Origin of the sequence: Aureimonas mangrovi, assembly GCF_014058705.1 — a bacterium.
Taxonomy (GTDB): Bacteria; Pseudomonadota; Alphaproteobacteria; order Rhizobiales; family Rhizobiaceae; genus Aureimonas; species Aureimonas mangrovi.
Window position 1 is genome coordinate 3,196,485 of record NZ_CP059692.1, and the last position, 18,741, is coordinate 3,215,225.

Here is an 18,741-nt window from a genome sequence, read left to right on the forward strand (position 1 = left end):
CCCTCAGGCGCCTTTCGGCGCACGCGGCGTCGGGCGCCAGTCCGGCGGCGCCATCTCGAAGCTCTCGAAGAGAAAGCCCGGCGCCACCGTGCAGCCGACGAGCGTGTACGCGCCGAGGCTCGTCGCCGTCTGCCACCAGCCGGCAGGGACGGTGAACTGCGGCGCCTCGCCCGCGCTGATATTCGGCCCGAGACGGTGGCTCGAGGCATCGTGCCCGTTCGACGACACGGTGATCACGAGCGGCGCCCCGGCGTAGAAGTGCCAGGTCTCGGCGGCATCGCGTACGCGGTGCCATTCCGATGTCTCGCCGACCTCGAGAAGATAGTAGATCGCGGTCGAGCGGGCGCGGCCGTTCCCATCAACCGCCTCGTCGCGAAAGGTCTCGCGATACCAGCCGCCCTCGGGATGCGGCTCGAGGGCGAGGCTTTCGATCAGACGGCGCGCCTCGCTCAAAACACGTCCCGCCGCTTGCGCAGTTCGGTGAAGATCGCGACCGGATCACTCACATCCATGCCGAGTTCTGCGGCGAGATCCTCGTCGTCGACGCGCAGGAAAGGATTGGTGCGCTTCTCCTTCTTGAGACTGACAGGGAGCGTCGGCTTGTGCGCGACGCGCTCCTCCTCCACCTGCCGCACGCGTTCGCGCAGCCGCGTGTTGGCCGGGTCGACCTCAACCGCGAAGGCGGCATTCTTGGCGGTGTATTCGTGGCCGCAGTAGAGCATCGTCTCTTCGGGCAGGGCGCGCAGTTTCTGCAGGCTCTCCCACAGCATCGCCGCATCGCCTTCCAGCAGCCGACCGCAGCCCATCGAGAACAGCGCATCCCCGGCGAAGACCGCCTCGGCCTGCGGCATGTAGTAGGAGACCGAGCCGAGCGTGTGGCCGGGCGTGTCGATCACCTCGATGTCGATCGCGCCGATGGCAAACCCGTCGCCGCCCGACACCGTACGGTCGATGCCGGGGATGCGATCCGCCTCGCCCTTCGGCCCGATGATCTCCACACCGAAGCGCTGTTTCAGCGCCGTGTTCGCCTCCACGTGATCGCCGTGGTGATGGGTCGTCAGGATGTGGGTGAGCGTCCAGCCTTCCTTTTCGAGAGCGGCGACGATCGGGCCCTCCTCCGGCGCGTCGATCGCGATCGTCTGGCCGCCGGCCGCATCGTGGACGAGCACGCCGAAATTGTCGCTGCGGCACATGAACTGGCGGATCTCGATGGCACCCATGACGCCTCTCCCCTTCCTGATGGATCGAAGCGGCAAGATAGGGCCGCGCGAGCGGTTCGGCACGCCCCTTCGCGCGTCTTGCGGGTTCCGGCCCCGCTTCCGCACCTATAAGATCGGCACGGAGTGGCCGCCGGGAGCATCATGAACGCCGACATCGTCGATCTGCGGGACTTCTACGCGACCCGCCTCGGGCAGGCGGCCGCGCGCTCGGTCACGATGGCGCTCGCGCCGCTGTGGCGCCCTGTCCATCAGGAGCGGCTGGTCGGCTTCGGCTACACGCTGCCCTATCTCGACAGGGTGGGCCGGGACGCCGAGACCGTCTTGGCGCTCATGCCGGCCTCGCAAGGCGCCCTCTCCTGGCCGCCCGACGCGCTCTCGCGCACCGCGCTGGTGGAGGGTGACGAACTGCCCCTGGCCGATTCGTCGATCGACCGCGTGCTCATGGTCCATGCGCTGGAGTTCGCCGAGGACCCGGCGCGCACCTTGCGCGAGGTCTGGCGCGTGTTGGCGCCCGGCGGGCGGCTCGTCCTCGTGGTGCCGAACCGCACGGGCGTCTGGACGCGCTTCGACCGCACGCCCTTCGGCTCCGGCCGCCCGTGGTCGCGCAGGCAGGCGGGCCAGCTCCTGCGCGAGGCGATGTTCACGACCTCGGGCTTCTCGGAAGCGCTGCTCTTTCCGCCCTTCCGCCGCGCCGGGCTTCTGAACTTCGCGGCCCCGCTGGAGGCGACGGGACGGCGTTTCTGGCCCCTCTTTGCCGGCGTCATCGCCTTCGAGGCGACGAAGCTCGTCTATCGCGGCCTGCCTGTCACGAAGAACGAACGCGCGAGGATCCGCGCCACGCGCCCCGTGCTCGTGCCGCAGGGCGCCGCGACGCGGTAGGCATCGTGCTTGCCACGCGGCGCGCACCCGTTCAAAAGACCGGAAAAGACAATGGGGAGGGACGCCCGAAGGGCGCCGATGCCATGCCGAAGCTTTTGATCGCAGCCCTGACGACGCTCGCCCTCCTCCTGCCCGGCGCCGCGCTGGCGCAAGGCACCTATCCCGAGCAGACGATCACGCTGGTCGTCCCCTTTCCGCCGGGCGGCACGCTGGACACGGCAGCCCGCCTCATCGCCAGCGAACTCGAAGGCTCGCTCGGCCAGACCGTCCTCATCGACAATCGCTCCGGCGCGGGCGGCAATATCGGCGCCGACGTCGTCGCCAAGGCCGAGCCCGACGGCTACACGCTTTTGATGGGCGCGCTCTCGACGCACGCGGTCAATGTCAGCCTGTATCCCGACATTCCGTTCGATCCGATCGCCGACTTCACGCCGATCACCCTCGTCGCGACGACCCCCAACGTTCTCGTCCTCAACAGGGACGTGCCCGCGACGAACCTCGCCGAATTCCTCGAACTCGCGCGAGCCGAGCCGGACGGCTTCGCCTTCGCCTCGGGATCGAGCGGCAGCGCGGGGCATCTGGCGGGCGAACTCCTGAACGAGGTCGCGGGTATCCAGACGGTCCACGTGCCCTATCGCGGCTCGGCACAGGCCATGCAGGCGGTGCTGGCGGGCGAGGTGCAGTTCATCTTCGACAACCTCGCCTCGGCCTCGAGCCATATCGATGCCGGCGTGGTGACGCCTCTCGCGGTGACGACGGCCGAGCGCTCGCCCTTCCAGCCGGACCTTCCCACGATGGCCGAGGCCGGCGTCGAGGGCTTCGACCTCACCACCTGGTTCGGCATCTTGGCGCCCGCCGGCACGCCCGAGCCGATCGTCGAGACGCTCAACGGCGCGATCCGCGACGCGCTCGCGACGCCGCGCCTGACGCAGGCGCTGGCCGCGCAGGGCACGGAGGCCGCGCCGTCGACCCCGCAGGAGTTCGCCGACTTCATCTCGGCCGAGATCGAGAAATACGCCGCGATCATCCAGAACGCGAACATCACGCTGGAGTAGGCGCTTAGAGAAAGCTGACCCAATGCTCTTCGGAAACGATCGAGATAGGTACGCCTCGGCTTCGATAGTCGGACGCCTTCTCGATCTTCCGGCCGAAAGAGGAATGCTTCCATGATTCGGTCGCATACACCCCGACAACGAGAACATCGGTCTTCCGCGTCAGCGAGGCGACACTGGCGCCCTTCCTCTCGACTGCCGCCTCGCAGGCTTTGCGATTGCCGTAGTTGAACGTTCCGGTGAAGGTGTAGACCTTCGTGGGGAACCAGAGGCTTGGCGCGGGCGAGCACAAGGGTAGCGTCGTTGATTTCAGGACCTCACCGAGTTCGAAGTCTCGAGCCGACAACGCCGACAGGGTCTCCAGCAACTCGTGAGCCTCTTCTTCGTCGAGAATGCCATCGTCAAGGACATCGGCAACGCGGTGGTAGAGTGTTGCGATGACGGGGTGATCGCTAACGCCCCGATTGGCCGCGAGCCACTTCTGCAGAAATTCCACCTCGGGCTGGTTGAGCGCACCGTCCGCCGTAAGACCACGGCAAATACCGATCAATTCATCAATCTGGCGATCGCTGATCCGTTCTCGTCCAAAGTGGACCAACTCGGCTTGGGTCTTCACGATCACGGCTCCCGATGTTTTGCACACCATGCCACGCTGCACTACAAGCGCAAGGGTTGCGCCCTCACCGCTTCAGCACGAACACGCCCTGGCTGCCGAGGAGGTTCCACATCGCCCAGGGCAGGCGCATGCCCATCTTCTGCCCCTGCGAGTTGAGCGCGACGGCGGTCTCGACCGAGGCGCCGAGTTCACCGGCCAGCGCCACGAAATCCTCGATCGTGCAGAAGTGGATGTTCGGGGTGTCGTACCAGGAATAGGCGAGGCTGCGCGTCACCGGCATCCGCCCCTTCACCAGGAGCGACAGCCGCACCGGCCAGTAGCCGAAATTCGGGAAGGACACGATCGCCCTACGCCCGATACGCAGAAGCTCGGAGAGCACGAGCTTGGGGTTCTGCGTCGCCTGGATGGTCTGCGACAGGATCACGTAGTCGAAGGCGTGGTCCGGGTAGTGGACAAGGTCGCGGTCGGCGTCGCCCTGCACCACCGAAAGGCCGCGCGCCACGCATTCGTTGACGCCCGGCTGGCTGAGCTCCATGCCCCGCGCGTCAACGCCGCGGCGGCGCTCCAGAAGCTCCATCAGCGAGCCGTCGCCGCAGCCCACGTCCAGGACGCGGCTCCCGGGCTCGACGAGGTCTGCGATGATCTTCAGATCGACGCGGTCCGTCTCGGGCGCGGCCAGACGGCTCGTCGGCAGGGGCTCGGCCGCGATCTTCTCGTCCATCGGGTGAGCGCTCATGCCAGCCCCCGCGCCCGCGCGGCCGAAGCGATGAAGCCCTTGATGGCGCCGAAGAACTGCGGTTCGTCGAGCAGGAACGCGTCGTGGCCCTTGTCGGTCTCGATCTCGACGAAGGAAACCGAGGCGGCGGCGGCGTTCAGCGCATGAACGACGGCGCGGCTCTCCTCGGTCGGGAACAACCAGTCGGACGAGAAGGACACGAGGCAGAAACGCGTCGTCGTGCCGCGAAAGGCTTCGGCGAGCCGGCCGCCATGCTCGGCTGCGATGTCGAAATAGTCCATCGCGCGCGTGAGATAGAGATAGGCGTTGGCGTCGAACCGGTCGACGAAGCTGGTGCCCTGGTGGCGCAGATAGCTCTCGATCTGGAAGTCGGCGTCGAAGCCGAAGCCGAGCTGGTCGCGATCCTGCAGGTTGCGCCCGAACTTGCGATGCAGCGCGGCCTCCGAAAGATAGGTGACGTGCGCGGCCATGCGCGCGACGGCGAGCCCTTTGTGGGGGCGCACGCCCGCCTCGATGTAGCGCCCGCCGCGCCAGTCCGGGTCGGCCATCACCGCCTGACGGCCCACTTCGTGGAAGGCGATGTTCTGCGAGGAATGGCGCGCGCCGGTGGCGACCGGCAGCGCGGCGAAGACGCGCTCGGCGTGGGCGGAAGCCCATTGCAGCACCTGCATCCCGCCCATCGAGCCGCCGATGACGGCGAAGAGCTGGTCGATGCCGAAGCGATCCACCAGCATCGTCTGCGCGCGCACCATGTCGGCGATGGTGAGCACGGGCAGGTCGATGGCGTAGGGCTTGCCGCTCTGCGGGTCGATCGAGGCCGGACCGGTCGAGCCCATGCACGAACCGATGACGTTGGAGCAGATGACGAAGAAGCGGTCGGTGTCGACCGGCTTGCCGGGGCCGACGATGGAGGACCACCAGCCGGGCTTGCCGGTCACCGGGTGGCGGCTCGCCACATACTGGTCGCCCGTCAGCGCGTGGCAGACATAGACCGCGTTCGACTTGTCGGCGTTCAGCTCGCCATAGGTCTCGTAGGCGATCTCGAAGGGTGAGAGCGTATAACCGGAATCGAGTCGCAACGGGGTATCCGGGCCGAACCGCATCACGGCGGAGGTCGGCTCCAGTGCCTCCCTGCGACCCAGGACGGCCTCCTCCTGCGGGGTTTTCGCGCTCGCGCTCATCACGTTCCCTGGGGCCTCTCGGCTCGCCCGACAGTTGAACCCCTTCTGCTATCGCCGGGCGCCCGCCAGATCAACGCTTCTTTGCAAGCCGCGCCGCGCGCCGCTAAAGCAACGGCGACGACAGGTAAGCGAGGGGAGAGGACGGGCATGGCAGGCAACGACGCGACGCGCCTCGGCGAATTGCGCGCGCAGATCGACGCGGTGGACGAGAGCGTCCACCGCCTCCTGATGCAGCGCGCGAGCGTGATCGACGAGCTGATCCGCGTGAAGGGCGCCGCGCGCGGCGGCGCCGCCTTTCGCCCGGCGCGCGAGGCCGACATGATGCGCCGGCTCGCCGCACGCCATTCCGGGCCGCTGCCGCTTACGGCTCTCGAGCATCTGTGGCGCGAGATCATCTCCACCTTCACGGCGCTGCAGGCACCCTTCGAGGTCTTCGTCTCCGCCGGGCCGGACATGGTGGCGGCCGTCGAGGCAGCGCGCTTCACGGTCGGCTTCTCCGTTCCGATGACCGTCTTGCCCGATGCGGCCTCCGTCGTCGCGCGCATCGAGGAGGGCGGGGACCGGCTCGGAATCGTCCTGCTGTCCGAGACCGGAACCGACTGGTGGGCCGCGATGGACGGTGCGCGCGTCGTCGCGAAACTCCCCTTCTTCGAGGCAGAGACGCGGCAGGCCGGCACGCCCGCCCTCGTGATCTCGCCGGCGCTCGCAGACCCCACCCCGTTCGAGGTGGAGTGCTTCGTCCTGACGGGCGGGCCGGACGAGCTGCTTCCCGGCGGTGCCGAACTCCTGGCGGCTACCAAGACGAGCCGACTGATCGCGTTGCCGGCCGGTGCCGAAAGGCCGGCGGGCCTCGACATGCGCCCCGCCGGGGGCTATGCGGCACCGCTGACGGCGAAGGGCTGAACGCCACTTTCGCGTGAAGGATCGACAAGCCATGCAGACCCTCGACAAGGGCCCCGTACCCAAGCCCGGCGTGATGGACATCGAGGCCTATCAGCCCGGCAAGAGCCACGCGCCCGAAGGCGTCGAGCTGCACAAGCTGTCCTCCAACGAGACGCCGCTCGGCGCTTCGCCGAAGGCACGCGCCGCCGTGGCGGCCGCCGCCGAGACGCTCGAGCTCTACCCCGACGGCCAGTCCACCGCGCTGCGCAACGCGATTGCGGCCGCCCACGGCCTGAACGCGCGCAACATCCTCGTCGGCAACGGCTCAGACGAGCTGCTGGGGCTTCTCGCGCAGGCCTATCTCTCGCCGGGCGACGAAGCGATCCACACCGAGCACGGCTTCCTCGTCTACGACATCTATATCCGCGCGGCGGGTGCGAGCCCGGTCGTGGCGAAGGAGAGAGACGAGCGCGCCGATGTCGATGCCATCCTCGCCTGCCTCTCGGAGCGCACGAAGATCGTCTTCCTCGCCAACCCGAACAATCCGACGGGCACCTACCTGCCCTTCGACGAGGTGCGGCGCCTGCATGCCGGCCTGCCGGCGCACGTTCTTCTCGTCCTCGACGCTGCCTATGCCGAATATGTGCGCCGCAACGACTACGAGGCCGGCGTCGAGCTCGTCTCGCAGTCGGCGAACGTCGTGATGACGCGCACCTTCTCGAAGATCCACGGCCTCGCGGCGCTGCGCATCGGCTGGATGTACGCGCCCAAAACCATCCTCGACCCCTTGAACCGCATCCGCGGGCCGTTCAACGTCAATGCCGCTGCGATCGCGGCGGGCACGGCGGCGATCGCCGACCGGGGCCATGTCGAAGCCGCCGTTTCGCACAACGCGAAATGGCTGGAGCGGTTGACGGAAGACTTCGCGCGCCTCGGTCTGCGGGTGACGCCGTCCGTCGGCAACTTCCTGCTCGTCCACTTCCCGGACGAGGCGGGACGGACGGCGGCCGACGCCGACGCGTTCCTGACGCAGCGCGGCTTCATCCTGCGGCGCGTCACCGGATACGGCTTCCCGAACGCGCTGCGCATGACGGTCGGTTCCGAGAAAGCCAATCTCGGCGTCGTCGCCGCGCTCGAAGACTTCCTGCGGACATGAGCGAGCCGCTCTTTCCGCGCGTCGCGCTACTCGGCATCGGCCTCATCGGCTCCTCGATCGCCATCAATCTGCGCGATCGGGGCCTGGCCGGAGAGATCGCCATTTCGACGCGCAGCCAGGCGACGCTCGCCCGCGCCGAGGAAATCGGGCTCGGCACCTCGTATCACACCGACGCAGGCGAGGCAGTGCGCGGCGCGGACCTCGTGATCCTGTGCGTGCCGGTCGGCGCCTGCGGCCCGCTTGCGGCGCAGATCGCGGGCGATCTGGCCGAGGGCGCGATCGTCACCGATGTCGGCTCGGTGAAGGGCTCGGTCGTCGCCGACATGGCGCCGCATCTGCCGCCGCACGTCCATTTCGTGCCCGGCCACCCGATCGCGGGCACCGAGCAGTCCGGCCCGGACGCCGGCTTCCTCGAACTCTTCGAGAACCGCTGGACGATCCTGACGCCCGTGCCCGGCACCGCCGAGGACGCGACAGCCCGCCTCACCGCGCTGTGGGAGGCGATGGGCGCGCGCGTCGAGACGATGACGCCCGAGCACCACGACCTCGTGCTCGCGATCGTCTCCCATGTGCCGCATCTCATCGCCTACAACATCGTGGGCACGGCGGCCGATCTCGAGACGGTCACACAGTCGGAGGTCATCAAGTTCTCGGCCTCCGGTTTCCGCGACTTCACGCGCATCGCTGCGTCAGACCCGACGATGTGGCGCGACATCTTCCTGACCAACCGCGAGGCGGTGCTGGAGATGCTGTCGCGCTTTTCGGAGGACCTCGCCTCCCTGCAGCGGGCGATCCGCTGGGGTGACGGCGATGCGTTGTTCGACCTCTTCACCCGCACGCGGGCGATCCGGCGCTCGATCGTCGAGGCCGGCCAGGACACGGCGGAAGCCAATTTCGGCCGCCAGCCGCCACGCAAGGACGCCTGGAACGAACCCGGCGAATAGGATCAGATCGGCGGGATGCGCCCGAGCGGGATGAAGCCGAGCTGCGCGCGCCCGTTCTGAACCTGGATCTCGACGATCGTGCGCCCGTCCTCCTGGCGACCGACGAGGTTGAGTGCCCCCACAAGCGTTCCCGCGATCGCCTCCGAGCCGGGAATCAGCCGCCCGACGAGCGCGGCGATGGCTTCCGGCTGCCCGAGGGAAAGCGTGAAGTCGCCCGAGATTTCCCCCGTGTCCGCGATCGAGAAGGGCCCGCTCGCCTCGGCGACGGCGCCGCCCGGGACCACCAGATAAAGCGAATGCACCGTGCCCGAACGGCCCCGTAGCGCCGTTTCGATCCGCCCGCCCGGCAGGCCGTCGGAGAGCCACGAGGCCGCGCCCGCGACCGTCATGTTCGCGGAAGCGGTGAAGGTCGGCAGTTCGCCGATGCCGGGCGTCGTCACCGTGACCCCCCAATCCTCGACGTAAAGGTCGAGATCGTCGCCGTTGCGGCGCGAATGAATCTCCAGCGCGTCGGAGCGTGCGAACTCCGCACCCGCGCCGCCCTCGGGCGTGCGCAGCGCCATCGACGGGGCCTCGATGGCGACGGAGAGCTGCGAGAGCCCGTCGTTTTCGAAGCGCGCCGAGGCCTGGCCGAGCGTCCAGTCGAGAAGGAGCGGCGGCAGGTCCGGCGCGTCGACCGCCACCGGTGCGGTGAACTCGCCGACGATATGGCGCGGATCGTAGACCTGCGCCGCGGTGCGCAGCGAACCGCCGCTGGCGCGCACGCCACTCTCTGGCGCATCCACCGCGACGGTGTCGCAGGCGAGGCCGATGCGGAACGGATAGCCGAAGACCTCGCGATTCTCGCAGGTGACCGCGACACCGTCGCCCGCGGCCGCCTCGATGGCCGCGACGACACGCCGGTCGAGTTCGCCGGCGAGATAGTACCATGCCACCGTGAGCGCGGCGGCGAGCAGCACGACGACGAGGATGACGCCGATGAAGACGCGACTTGCGCCCGAGCGCCGCTTGGTGCTTGACCCTGCCATCCTGTTGCCCTTTCCCGGCGGTTCGTCACGAGCGACCGTGTTGACCAGCAGAGCCCGAGGAACACAAGCTTCATGACCGATCTATGGGTGTTCGGATACGGATCGCTGATCTGGCGCCCCGGCTTCGAATACGAGGAGCGGGCCAAGGCGCGCCTGTCCGGCTACCACCGCTCCCTGTGCGTGCGCTCCCACGTCCATCGCGGCACGCCGGAGCGTCCCGGCCTCGTCTTCGGGCTGGATCGCGGCGGCTCCTGCGTCGGCATGGCGTTCCGTGTGGCGGGAGCGAGAGCCGAAGAGACGATCGACTATCTGCGCGGGCGCGAGCTCGTCACCCATGTCTATCGTGAAACGACGCTGCCGGTTCGCCTTCTCGACGGACGCGGCGTCAGGGCGCTGGTCTACATCGTTGATCGCGGCCATGCGCAATATGCCGGGCGTCTCTCGGCGAGCGACGCAGCGGCGATGGTGGCGCGCTCGCACGGGCAGTCCGGGTCGAACGACGAGTACGTCACCGCCGCACTGACCGAGATTCATCGAATGGGGCTTAAAGACCGCTGGCTGGAGGATGTCGTCGCCAGGCTTTGACGTTCAGCCCTCTGCAAGGCGGTCGCGCACGAGTTCGCTCATCGGCAGATCCGGTCTTTCCGCGTAGGCTTGGCGCATCAGATCGTTCGAGCCGGCCTCGATCTCCTCGCGCAGTTGCGCGATGAAGGGCTCGCGCGGCAGGCCTGGCCCGATCGCCGGCATGAAGCGGGCGCGGATGGTGCCCGGTTCGCGCTTGAAGGCCTTGCGGGGCCAGAAAAGACCCGAATTGACGGCCACGGGCACGATCGTCAGGTCGAGCTGCGAATAAAGGTAGTGGACGCCCGGTCGGTAGTTCGGCGCGGCGCCCGGCGCCACGCGGGTGCCTTCGGGGAAGATGACGATGTGCCGTCCCTGCTCAACGGCTGCGTGCACGGAACCTAGAAGCGAGGGCAGCACTGCGCCGCGCTTGGAACGGTCTACCGGGATCATTCGCATCCGCTTGGCGTACCAGCCGAAGATCGGGATCGCCATCAACTCCTTCTTCAGGATGAAGGCCGGCCTCGTCAGTTCCGGGATGAGCGCGAACGTCTCCCAGAAGGACTGGTGCTTGGAAGCGATGATCGCCCCGCCCGCCGGGATGTTCTCCTGCCCGCCGATTTCCGTGCGCGTACCGGCGACGACGCGCAGGATCCACAGGCTGGAGCGCGCCCAGTTGCTAACGATACGCCAGCAGACCCGCTCGGGGACGACGAAGAACACCGGCAGAAAGAACAGCATCTGGCCGACGAGATTGGCGTAGAAGGCCAGATGGAATGCGAGCGATCGCAGGATGATCATGCCGGTCGTGCTTGTCTCCGCAGTGAAGGCGGGCCGAAGGGCCGCCCCCGCGAGGGCGCCTTCTACAGCATTGGCCGGCAAACCGGAATCGCTTTTCCGGGCGGCCTACGGTTCCGGCGTGCCTGCATGCCCCGCGCTGCTGTGCTGGGCGATCTGGCGCGCGCGCATATGGGCATAGTCGACGCCGAGCGCGATCCGCGCCTTCACCGCCAGCACCTTGGCATATTCGGTGGCCAGAAGCCGCAGCCCTAGTCGCGTCGGGGCACCGTCCGGCCGCCACAGCTTCTCCAGCGAGACCGGATAGGGCACCACGGCCGGCGCGTCCGGCACGCTCGCCAGCTCGATCATCGAGCGCGGCATGTGATAGTCGGAGGTCACGAGGATGAGGCGCCGCAGCCCATGCTCGCGCGCCCAACTCACCGTCGCCTCTGCGTTGCCGACCGTATCGAGCGCGGCGTAGTCGAGATCGACGCAGCACTCGAAGAGAGCCGGATCGGCAGAGGTCAGGCGCGAGAGGCTCAGCGGGCCGGTGCCCGGATTGACTCCGCTGATGAGGAGCCGCTGGCCCTCGCCGCGCTCCAGAAGACGAACGGCGCGCTCCACGCGTTGCGATCCGCCGGTTAGGACGACGATCCCGTCCGCCCCGCTGATCGAGGCCGGGGTGCTGAGCGCCGCCACCTCCTGTGCGAAGCGCATGAAGCCGCCGGCGAGATAAGCGCCGCCGGCCACGAGCACCAGAAGGGCGAGTACAAGGGCGAGCTTCGCGCGCCCGCGCCTCTTCCCGCCTGTCTTGCCGCCACTCTTGCGCATTTGCCGTTTCGTCCAGACCCGTGCTGCCGAAGGCGCCCTTTCGCATGCCGAGGATGCCCCGGCCTTGAACGGGCGAGCCGAAGGTTCGTTCATCGCTCCACAGGCGACAGCATGTCGATGGCCGCAAGCTGGCGCATCACCGTCAGGCGCGAGGTCAGCGCCGTCACGAGCCCGATCGCGAGAACCAGCGCGAAGATCGAGAGATAGCCTGTCCAGCCAACAGCGAAGGAGCCGAAAAGCGCGGTGATCTGGTCGGCCTGCGGCGTCGCGCTGTTAGCGCTCGCCCACCAGCCGACGCCGGCGAAGACGAGGAGCGCCGCCGCACCGCCCGCGAGCGAGCCGGCGAGCCCGAGCCGCAGGAAATGGCGCTGGAACTCGCCCGCGATGAACCCCGAGCGTGCGCCGACGAAATGCAGCACCTCGATGATCTGCCGGTTGCCGGACATCGCGCCACGCGTGGCGAAGACGACCGTCAGGATCGTCGCCACGAGGACCAGCGAGAGGATCGCGACGCCGGCCACCACCGTGGCGCGCGCCATCGAGACGAGCCGCGAAATCCAGGCGCGGTGATCGTCGAGGCTCGCCTGCGGCACCGCGTTCTCGATGTCGGCACGAAGGGCCGCGAAGTCGGGCGGCGCCTCCTCGTCGATCCCGAGGATCAGGAGCCGAGGCACCGGGAGTTCCGACAGGTCCGTGCCGGCGCCGAGCCAGGGCTCGAGGAGGCGGCTCGTCGCGTCGTCACCAAGGACATCGACCGAGACGACGCCCGGCATCCCGGAGAGCCGATCGCGCAGGAGCGCAAGGGCCCCCGCCATGTCGAAGCCCTCCTCCGGCTCGACCTGCACGGTGATCTCGCGCGAAATCTCGCTCTCCCAGTCGGACGCCGTGTCGGAGACGAGGATGACGGCGCCGAGCGTCAGGGCGGCGAGGAAGGTCATGATGGCGATCACCGTCATCAGCGCGCGGCCCGCGACGTTGCCGGGCGGCACGATCGGCGTCAGCCGCCGGCGCTCGGCGCGGCGCTCGAGGATCGCTGCAAGACGCGCAGGAAGGCGCGCGCGAAGGCGTGCGGCGAGCTCAGTCATAGATCTGAAGCCGCCCGTCGGCGAGGATGAGCCGGCGCGCCTCCACCTGATCCATCAGGGCGAGGTCGTGCGTGGCGATGACGACGGCAGTACCGGTGCGGTTCAGCTCCATGAACAGGCGTAGAAGGCGGCGGGCGAGCGGCGGATCGACATTGCCGGTCGGCTCATCGGCGAGGAGAATGTCGGGCCGGTCGATCAGCGCGCGGGCGATCGCGGCGCGCTGCTTCTCGCCGCCCGAAAGAACGACCGGCGGCGCGTTCATGCGCTCGCCCAGGCCCACCCAGCGGATGAGGTCCACGACGTCCTGGCGGTAGGTGGTCTCCTCGAGGCCGCGCACGCGCAGCGGCAGCGCGACGTTCTCGTAGGTGGAGAGATGGTCGAGCAGGCGGAAGTCCTGGAAGACGACACCGATGCGCCGGCGAATGGCCGGCAGATCGGTGCGCGAGAGCGTCGAGGCGTCCTTGCCGAGCACGGTGATGAGGCCGCGCGTCGGCTTGATCGCGAGGAACAGCATGCGCAGGAGGCTCGTCTTGCCGGCGCCCGAAGGCCCCGTCAGGAACTGGAAGGACTGGCGCCCGATCTCGAAGGACAGGTCTCGCAACACTTCCGGGCCCATGTCGTAGCGCAGGCCGACATTCTCGAATCGAATCACAGCCGTCCCCCGGCCACAGTACCGCGCTCCCGTCCGATGCCGCGCCCGTCGCGGCCCACCCTGATGGATACGCCTTTGTGTCGCTTTGATGCCCGCGTCCCGTCAACCAAAGCCCTTGCCGGGTCTTCGCATGGGCTTCATCCTTCGTTAACCATGAAGACCTTACCCATTCCTGAACAGGCAGACAGAGGCCTGGACAGGCAGAGAATGAAAGGACGGCCGCATGACGCATCCGGCGGATTTTGAGCGACGGACCATGCGACGCAGCGCACCGCGCGGCCTCATCATCGAGGGCGTAGCCCATTCTGACCGCCGCCCGTCCGGCATTGACAGTGCTGCGCCGGCGCCGCTCACCGACCTTGCCGCGCGCGCCAACACGCGCCCCTACCAGTCGCTCCTCGACGATGCGGTGCGCCTCGCGCGCCGCTGCGGGCCGGACGCCGCCTCGCTCCTGCGCGCGCTGCCCTCCTCCTGACGCCGGTATCCTGACCCCATGATCACCGTGCGCGGCCGCAGCATCGAGACGCTCTATTCGCGCGAGGAGATCGCAGAGACAGTCTCGCGCCTTGCGGCCGAGATCGCCAGGACGGCGCGAGAGGACATCCTCGTCGTCGCCGTCCTCAAGGGCTCCTTCGTCTTCGCCGCGGACCTGATCCGCGCCATGCACGCGGTCGGCCTTGCGCCAGAGGTCGAGTTCATCTCGCTGTCGAGCTACGGGGCGGGCACGGAGGGTGGCGAGGTTCGCATCCTGCGCGACGTGGAGAGCGACGTTTCGGGCCGCCAGGTGCTTCTCGTCGACGACATCCTCGAATCGGGCCGCACGCTGCTCTTTGCGCGCGACCTGATGCTGGAGCGCGGTGCCGCCCGCGCCGAGGTCGCCGTCCTTCTCGACAAGGCGATGCGCCGCAAGGCGAAGATCGAGGCCGACCATGTCGGCTTTGACTGCCCGGATCATTTCGTCGTCGGCTACGGCATGGATGTCGGCCACGCCTTCCGGGAACTGCCTTTCGTCGGCCGGGTGATCGACGGCGTGTAAAGCTCCGCGAAAGGATTGGCGGTCAGACTGGCGACAGGCCGGCTCTTTATGCTGGCCGAAGGAGTTTGAGGCGATGGCCAGGATTCTCGTTGCGGAGGACGATGCAGGCGTGCGGCTTCTGACCGCGCGGGCCTTACGCCTCGACGGGCATCAGGTGGACGTCGCCGAGGACGGCGAGGACGCGCTCGAGCGCATCGTCGAGGCTGACGGCGCCTACGATCTGGTCCTGTCCGATATCCGCATGCCGGCCATGACCGGCATCGAGCTCGCCCATGCCGCCCATGCCGGCTTCCCCGGCCTGCCAGTGCTCCTCATGACGGGCTTTGCCGAGCAGCGCGAGGCGGCTGACGATCTTGTCTCGATCATCTGCGGCGTCGTCGATAAGCCATTCACGGTCGCCGACATCCGCCTTCGTGTCGCGCAGGCGCTCCTGTCCGCTGCGAACCGGCCGCACCCGCAGGGTGAGCCGCGCTCCGAGGCCAGCCCCCAGCCCGAGCGGCTTCGCCGCTACGGCTGATCCTGATCAGGCAGGCTGGCGCGCGACGAAGAACAGCCGCGGAAAGGCCAGAAGACGCTTGCCGTCGGCCCGCTCGGGATAGCCCGTTTCCATCGCCTGCGTGTAGCGCTCAAGGAAAAGCGGCTTCAGATCGTCCGGCAACGGGTCGACGAAGGGCTTGAGCCCTGTCGAGCGGAACCAGTCGGTGATCGCGGCGGCGTCCGTCATCGGGTGCTGGTAGTGCGTCATCCAGATCTCGACGGCAGCGCCCGCACCGGCCAGCCAATCATAATATTGCGCCAGCGGGGCGATGGGCTCGCGCGCTTCGCCCGCGCCGGTCAGATGCTTCGCGAAAGGGGCTTCGCGGGCGATATCATGCATCGCGGTCTGGCTCGGATCGGCGAGGTTGTCGGGCACCTGCGCCGCGAGCAGGCCGCCCGGCACAACGGCATCGAGAAGGCGCGGGATCAGCGTCTCGTGGCCGCGCACCCATTGCAGCGCGGCGTTGGAATAGACGAGGTCGAAGGGCCGTGCGGGCCGGAAGTCGGCAATGTCGGCCGTCTCGAAGCGCGCGCCCGGCACGCGGCGCCGCGCCTCCTCCAGCATGGCCGGAGACAGATCGAAGCCGGTGATCTCAGCCTTCGGAAAGCGCTCAACCAGAAGCTCGGTCGAATTACCGGGCCCGCAACCGAGATCGGCGATGCGCAACGCCTCGCCCTCGGGGCGACCGGGAAAGCTGCACCGCGCGAGGAGATCGCGCGCGGGGCGCGTCCGCTCGTCCTCGAAGCGAGTGTAGAGCGTGGGGTTCCAGTCGGCCATCGGCGTCGTTCCTCCATCGGACGCCGCCTGCATAACGCGCTCCGCACGCCTTGTCAGGGCGTGCGGAGCAGGCACTTCAACACTTTGGATCTGCGCATCAGGCTTTCCGAAAACCGATGACGGTCTTCGGGCCGATGCTGGGCGCGCCTTGTCAGGGCGTGCGCAGGAGGCGTTCGAGATAGTCGCGCTCGAGCTGCGGCGAGAGGCTGTCGCCCAGCCGCTCACGAATCTCGTCGAGAATGCGTCGAGCGCGCTGGACGTCGATCTCATCCGGAACTTCGACGTCCTGCCCGAAGTCGGGACCCTGCGTCTGACGCTGGCGGCCGAGCGGGTCACGCCCGGAATTGCGCTGGCCGGGGCCGAAGCCGGGTCCCGGCTGGCCCATGCCGGGCTGCGGCTGGCCGCCCTGCCCCTCGCCCATCGCCTGCTGGAGCTGCTGCATCATCTCGCCGGCACCGCGACGAAGCGCCTCCATCGCCTGCCCCTGCCGTCCGACGGCCTCGCCGTCCTGCCCTTCGCCGAGCGCCTCGGCGGCGCCACCCATCGCCTCGCCGGCCTCGCCGAGCCCTTCGCTCGGCTCCAGCCCCATACCTTCCATCGCCTCCTGCAGCGCCTGCAGGCGCTCCTGCAAAGCGTTCTGCTCGCCCTGCAGGCCTTCCATCGCCTCGCGCAGTTCCTCCTCGGTCATGGTCGAGGGCTCTCCTGGCGAGCCGGGCATGCCCTCCTCACCCATCTGGCGGCGCGCCTGCTCGCGGCCGAGCGCGAAGGTCTGGTCCATCAGCTCCTGCTGGCGCTGGAGCATCTCGCCCAGCTCGTTCATCTGGCGCTGGGCCTCGCTCTCGCCCTGCTGTTGCTGGCCGCCGCCCTGCTGCTGCATAGCCTGAAGGTTGTTCATCATCGACTGAAGTTCGGAGAGGAGCTGCTGCGCCGCCTCGCGCGAGCCCGAGCGCGCAAGGTCCTCGATCCGGTCGAGCATGCGGTCGAGGTCCTGCGGGCGCAGCTCCTGCGCGTCGCCCATCTGCATCTGGTTCTGCGGCGGCGCATTGCGCATCGCCTCGGCCATCGCCTGCATGAACTCCTGCATGGCGGCGCGAAGCTCGTCCATCAGTTCGGCGATCTCCTCCTCGGAAGCGCCATCACGAAGCGCTTCGGCAAGGTTCTCCTGCGCATCGCGCAGCCGCCGCTCGGCGAGCGAGAGATTGCCGTCCTCGATGCCAAGCGCGATTTCCCAGAGGAAATCCACCGCCGACAAAAGTGCCGCGTCGTCGTAGGCGCCCGCGATGCGCTCGCGCACCGCGCGAAGGGCGAGATAGTCGCCGGAGCGCTCGATGAAGCGATCACCGTGGAGCGTGACGGCGTCGAGCATGTCGACGACGCGTGGCGCGGCGTTGGCGTCGAGCGCGAGAATGCGGCGCTGCTCCACGACGGCGCGCGCGAGCGGGTTGGTGAAACGCCGCTCCGGCAGCGTCATTTCCAACGGATCGGACGCGCTCTCGCGGCCTGCGTCGTCCCGCGCGTGGAGCGTCATCGCCACACGCGCCCCGGCGTAGGGACTCTCGACGAGGTTGACGGTGGTCCGCCCGCGCGCCTCGCCCCGTGCACGGCGCGGCAGCGTCAGATCGAAGGCGGGCGCGGCGACGAGCGGGCGCGCATCGCCCGGCCCCTGGCCCGGAATGGATATCGTGGCACGGGCCTGCGCCACGCCGTAATCGTCGGTGACGACGAAGGGAATTTCGAGAGCGCCGTTGCGGGCCTCGGCCGGCTCGCCGTCGAACTCGATCGTCGGCGCAAGATCAGGCACGACGGCAAATTCCCACGCTCCGAGATCGCGCAGCCGCGTCCCAAGCGTGACGATGCCGCTCGCCTCCAGCGGCAGCTCGTACTCCGCCGCCCCCTCGGCGATGGCTTCCTCGCCCTCGCCGCTCGGCGCGATCTCGCGTTGGGGCTCGCCGCTGGAGGGCGTGAAGAGGAGGCTGGCGCCCGCGCGGTCCGAGATGCGCACGGACACGACGCTGCCCTCAGGCACCTGATGCGGCCCCGGCGCCGACGCGCCCGCTTCCGTCAGGTAGACCGGGGCGCGGCCGGTGTAGCCAGGCGGCGTCACCCACGCATCGACGCGGGCGGAAGCGACCTGAACGGCTTCCGGCGCGCGGAATGCATCGGCGATCCGGCCGCCGTTCGGGCCATGTGAGAAGGCGAAGGCCGTGACGAGGAGCATGGCGACGAGCGCGCGCAGCCCCTTCGGGTCCAGCCGTTCGGTATGCCCGGACGGCCGACCGCCGCGCAGGGCACGCAGTCGTTCGGCCATACGGCGCTGGTGCGCACGCCACAGGGCCGCCGCCATTGGGTCCGCGCCGAGCTGACGCTCGTCCTGCACGGCGAGCGGCTGATGGGCGAGATGGCTCTCGGCCTCCACGCGGGCGGTGATCTCCCCGCGCGTCGGCAGGACGATCCGGCCGAACCGCCAGACGATGAAGGCGAGCGCGGCGACGAAGACCCCGAGGATCGCAAAACGCACCAGGCCTGGAACGGCCGCGAAGATGCCGAACCAGGAGACGGCTAAAAAAAGCGCGGCCAGACCGGCGATGTAGAAGAGCGGCGGCCAGCAGCGTTCGGCGAGGATCGACAGGAAGGCGGTGGCGCGCACGCGGCGCAGCCGCATGCCGTTCATCCCGCCGCCGGGCGCCGCGCTGTCTGCCATGAGGTCGCCGATCCGCTTCAAGTCGCCACGAACCTTACCGGCTTTTGCGGCGAAGGCGAGACGGGGTGCCCCACCTCACCGTTTCG

21 protein-coding genes are annotated in these 18,741 nt (G+C 68.6%); 9 read left to right on the forward strand and 12 right to left on the reverse strand.

Translation table 11 applies throughout. The features are described from left to right. Nucleotides 1–3 precede the first annotated feature (3 nt). Both H1343_RS15430 and gloB read right to left on the reverse strand, forming a co-directional pair. Entirely contained in the window at nucleotides 4–453 is a 450-nt protein-coding gene (locus H1343_RS15430) for a cupin domain-containing protein (RefSeq protein ID WP_185983719.1), read from the reverse strand. Continuing rightward, nucleotides 450–1,220 (reverse strand): hydroxyacylglutathione hydrolase, encoded by a 771-nt coding sequence (gene gloB, locus H1343_RS15435; RefSeq protein ID WP_185983720.1) that lies wholly within the window; start codon nucleotides 1,218–1,220, stop codon nucleotides 450–452. Before gloB ends, H1343_RS15430 begins: the two co-directional genes overlap by 4 nt. 141 nt (nucleotides 1,221–1,361) lie before the next feature. Here gloB and H1343_RS15440 point away from each other — a divergent pair, with 141 nt between their 5' ends. Together H1343_RS15440 and H1343_RS15445 are read left to right on the forward strand one after the other, a co-directional pair. Continuing rightward, nucleotides 1,362–2,099, forward strand: a complete 738-nt coding sequence (locus tag H1343_RS15440) for a class I SAM-dependent methyltransferase (protein WP_185983721.1) — start codon at nucleotides 1,362–1,364, stop codon at nucleotides 2,097–2,099. A gap of 83 nt (nucleotides 2,100–2,182) precedes the next feature. Next, nucleotides 2,183–3,154, forward strand: a complete 972-nt coding sequence (locus H1343_RS15445) for a Bug family tripartite tricarboxylate transporter substrate binding protein (protein WP_185983722.1) — start codon at nucleotides 2,183–2,185, stop codon at nucleotides 3,152–3,154. A 4-nt stretch (nucleotides 3,155–3,158) separates the two neighbouring features. Here H1343_RS15445 and H1343_RS15450 read toward each other — a convergent pair whose 3' ends face one another. The 3 genes from H1343_RS15450 to metX all read right to left on the reverse strand — a co-directional run bounded on the left by H1343_RS15450 (nucleotide 3,159) and on the right by metX (nucleotide 5,684). Continuing rightward, nucleotides 3,159–3,767: a BRCT domain-containing protein gene (locus H1343_RS15450; RefSeq protein ID WP_246333153.1), complete on the reverse strand. Its 609-nt coding sequence runs from the start codon at nucleotides 3,765–3,767 to the stop codon at nucleotides 3,159–3,161. Between the two features lie 64 nt (nucleotides 3,768–3,831). Then, nucleotides 3,832–4,488, reverse strand: coding sequence for a methionine biosynthesis protein MetW (gene metW / locus H1343_RS15455; RefSeq protein WP_185985706.1), 657 nt, complete (start codon nucleotides 4,486–4,488; stop codon nucleotides 3,832–3,834). 11 nt (nucleotides 4,489–4,499) lie between these two features. Further along, nucleotides 4,500–5,684 carry a homoserine O-acetyltransferase MetX gene (gene metX / locus H1343_RS15460; RefSeq protein WP_185983723.1) on the reverse strand — a complete coding sequence of 395 codons (1,185 nt, stop codon included), beginning with the start codon at nucleotides 5,682–5,684 and terminating at the stop codon, nucleotides 4,500–4,502. Between the two features lie 147 nt (nucleotides 5,685–5,831). Here metX and pheA point away from each other — a divergent pair, with 147 nt between their 5' ends. Genes pheA through H1343_RS15475 form a run of 3 tightly spaced genes read left to right on the forward strand, consistent with a single transcriptional unit; the run spans nucleotide 5,832 to nucleotide 8,666 of the window. After that, nucleotides 5,832–6,587 (forward strand): chorismate mutase, encoded by a 756-nt coding sequence (gene pheA, locus H1343_RS15465; protein WP_185983724.1) that lies wholly within the window; start codon nucleotides 5,832–5,834, stop codon nucleotides 6,585–6,587. Nucleotides 6,588–6,618: 31 nt separating this feature from the next. Beyond that, the gene (hisC, locus tag H1343_RS15470) at nucleotides 6,619–7,722 is read left to right on the forward strand and encodes a histidinol-phosphate transaminase (RefSeq protein WP_185983725.1); all 1,104 of its coding nucleotides are present in this window, start codon (nucleotides 6,619–6,621) and stop codon (nucleotides 7,720–7,722) included. After that, on the forward strand, nucleotides 7,719–8,666 hold the full coding sequence (locus tag H1343_RS15475; protein WP_185983726.1) for a prephenate/arogenate dehydrogenase family protein: 948 nt from the start codon (nucleotides 7,719–7,721) through the stop codon (nucleotides 8,664–8,666). The genes hisC and H1343_RS15475 overlap by 4 nt, the downstream gene beginning before the upstream one ends. A 2-nt stretch (nucleotides 8,667–8,668) precedes the next feature. On the opposite strand, the gene H1343_RS15480 is transcribed toward H1343_RS15475, so the two are convergent. Beyond that, nucleotides 8,669–9,694 (reverse strand): DUF2125 domain-containing protein, encoded by a 1,026-nt coding sequence (locus H1343_RS15480; protein ID WP_185983727.1) that lies wholly within the window; start codon nucleotides 9,692–9,694, stop codon nucleotides 8,669–8,671. 72 nt (nucleotides 9,695–9,766) lie between these two features. Between H1343_RS15480 and H1343_RS15485 the strand changes: the two genes are divergently transcribed. After that, nucleotides 9,767–10,279, forward strand: a complete 513-nt coding sequence (locus tag H1343_RS15485) for a gamma-glutamylcyclotransferase (RefSeq protein WP_185983728.1) — start codon at nucleotides 9,767–9,769, stop codon at nucleotides 10,277–10,279. Nucleotides 10,280–10,282: 3 nt separating this feature from the next. Here the strand turns inward: H1343_RS15485 and H1343_RS15490 are convergent, their stop codons facing one another. From H1343_RS15490 to ftsE, 4 genes are all read right to left on the reverse strand, one after another. Then, nucleotides 10,283–11,056 carry a lysophospholipid acyltransferase family protein gene (locus tag H1343_RS15490; RefSeq protein ID WP_185983729.1) on the reverse strand — a complete coding sequence of 258 codons (774 nt, stop codon included), beginning with the start codon at nucleotides 11,054–11,056 and terminating at the stop codon, nucleotides 10,283–10,285. A gap of 105 nt (nucleotides 11,057–11,161) precedes the next feature. After that, nucleotides 11,162–11,866: a YdcF family protein gene (locus tag H1343_RS15495; protein WP_185983730.1), complete on the reverse strand. Its 705-nt coding sequence runs from the start codon at nucleotides 11,864–11,866 to the stop codon at nucleotides 11,162–11,164. 89 nt (nucleotides 11,867–11,955) lie between these two features. After that, a complete protein-coding gene (locus H1343_RS15500) occupies nucleotides 11,956–12,951 on the reverse strand; it encodes a cell division protein FtsX (protein ID WP_185983731.1) in 996 nt (331 codons plus the stop codon). Further along, the gene (ftsE, locus tag H1343_RS15505; RefSeq protein WP_185983732.1) at nucleotides 12,944–13,603 is read right to left on the reverse strand and encodes a cell division ATP-binding protein FtsE; all 660 of its coding nucleotides are present in this window, start codon (nucleotides 13,601–13,603) and stop codon (nucleotides 12,944–12,946) included. Before ftsE ends, H1343_RS15500 begins: the two co-directional genes overlap by 8 nt. Before the next feature lie 223 nt (nucleotides 13,604–13,826). Between ftsE and H1343_RS15510 the strand changes: the two genes are divergently transcribed. The 3 genes from H1343_RS15510 (at nucleotide 13,827) to H1343_RS15520 (ending at nucleotide 15,156) form a co-directional block, all read left to right on the forward strand. Continuing rightward, nucleotides 13,827–14,078, forward strand: coding sequence for a hypothetical protein (locus H1343_RS15510; RefSeq protein ID WP_185983733.1), 252 nt, complete (start codon nucleotides 13,827–13,829; stop codon nucleotides 14,076–14,078). A gap of 18 nt (nucleotides 14,079–14,096) precedes the next feature. After that, nucleotides 14,097–14,639 (forward strand): hypoxanthine phosphoribosyltransferase, encoded by a 543-nt coding sequence (gene hpt, locus H1343_RS15515; protein WP_185983734.1) that lies wholly within the window; start codon nucleotides 14,097–14,099, stop codon nucleotides 14,637–14,639. A 73-nt stretch (nucleotides 14,640–14,712) separates the two neighbouring features. Next, nucleotides 14,713–15,156 (forward strand): response regulator, encoded by a 444-nt coding sequence (locus tag H1343_RS15520; protein WP_185983735.1) that lies wholly within the window; start codon nucleotides 14,713–14,715, stop codon nucleotides 15,154–15,156. A 6-nt stretch (nucleotides 15,157–15,162) separates the two neighbouring features. Here the strand turns inward: H1343_RS15520 and tam are convergent, their stop codons facing one another. Both tam and H1343_RS15530 read right to left on the reverse strand, forming a co-directional pair. After that, nucleotides 15,163–15,954 carry a trans-aconitate 2-methyltransferase gene (tam, locus tag H1343_RS15525; protein ID WP_185983736.1) on the reverse strand — a complete coding sequence of 264 codons (792 nt, stop codon included), beginning with the start codon at nucleotides 15,952–15,954 and terminating at the stop codon, nucleotides 15,163–15,165. Between the two features lie 151 nt (nucleotides 15,955–16,105). Beyond that, nucleotides 16,106–18,655, reverse strand: coding sequence for a TIGR02302 family protein (locus H1343_RS15530; RefSeq protein ID WP_185983737.1), 2,550 nt, complete (start codon nucleotides 18,653–18,655; stop codon nucleotides 16,106–16,108). Between the last annotated feature and the right edge of the window lie 86 nt (nucleotides 18,656–18,741).

Excerpts from the sequence above, each read along its gene's own strand:
- metX (WP_185983723.1), bottom strand. The coding sequence starts at position 5,684 with ATGAGCGCGAGCGCGAAAACCCCGCAGGAGGAGGCCGTCCTGGGTCGC.
- H1343_RS15485 (WP_185983728.1), top strand. The coding sequence starts at position 9,767 with ATGACCGATCTATGGGTGTTCGGATACGGATCGCTGATCTGGCGCCCC.
- H1343_RS15475 (WP_185983726.1), top strand. The coding sequence starts at position 7,719 with ATGAGCGAGCCGCTCTTTCCGCGCGTCGCGCTACTCGGCATCGGCCTC.
- gloB (WP_185983720.1), bottom strand. The coding sequence starts at position 1,220 with ATGGGTGCCATCGAGATCCGCCAGTTCATGTGCCGCAGCGACAATTTC.
- pheA (WP_185983724.1), top strand. The coding sequence starts at position 5,832 with ATGGCAGGCAACGACGCGACGCGCCTCGGCGAATTGCGCGCGCAGATC.
- H1343_RS15480 (WP_185983727.1), bottom strand. The coding sequence starts at position 9,694 with ATGGCAGGGTCAAGCACCAAGCGGCGCTCGGGCGCAAGTCGCGTCTTC.
- tam (WP_185983736.1), bottom strand. The coding sequence starts at position 15,954 with ATGGCCGACTGGAACCCCACGCTCTACACTCGCTTCGAGGACGAGCGG.
- H1343_RS15495 (WP_185983730.1), bottom strand. The coding sequence starts at position 11,866 with ATGCGCAAGAGTGGCGGCAAGACAGGCGGGAAGAGGCGCGGGCGCGCG.
- metW (WP_185985706.1), bottom strand. The coding sequence starts at position 4,488 with ATGGACGAGAAGATCGCGGCCGAGCCCCTGCCGACGAGCCGTCTGGCC.
- H1343_RS15490 (WP_185983729.1), bottom strand. The coding sequence starts at position 11,056 with ATGATCATCCTGCGATCGCTCGCATTCCATCTGGCCTTCTACGCCAAT.
- hisC (WP_185983725.1), top strand. The coding sequence starts at position 6,619 with ATGCAGACCCTCGACAAGGGCCCCGTACCCAAGCCCGGCGTGATGGAC.
- H1343_RS15440 (WP_185983721.1), top strand. The coding sequence starts at position 1,362 with ATGAACGCCGACATCGTCGATCTGCGGGACTTCTACGCGACCCGCCTC.
- H1343_RS15500 (WP_185983731.1), bottom strand. The coding sequence starts at position 12,951 with ATGACTGAGCTCGCCGCACGCCTTCGCGCGCGCCTTCCTGCGCGTCTT.
- H1343_RS15530 (WP_185983737.1), bottom strand. The coding sequence starts at position 18,655 with ATGGCAGACAGCGCGGCGCCCGGCGGCGGGATGAACGGCATGCGGCTG.
- H1343_RS15510 (WP_185983733.1), top strand. The coding sequence starts at position 13,827 with ATGACGCATCCGGCGGATTTTGAGCGACGGACCATGCGACGCAGCGCA.
- H1343_RS15520 (WP_185983735.1), top strand. The coding sequence starts at position 14,713 with ATGGCCAGGATTCTCGTTGCGGAGGACGATGCAGGCGTGCGGCTTCTG.
- hpt (WP_185983734.1), top strand. The coding sequence starts at position 14,097 with ATGATCACCGTGCGCGGCCGCAGCATCGAGACGCTCTATTCGCGCGAG.
- H1343_RS15445 (WP_185983722.1), top strand. The coding sequence starts at position 2,183 with ATGCCGAAGCTTTTGATCGCAGCCCTGACGACGCTCGCCCTCCTCCTG.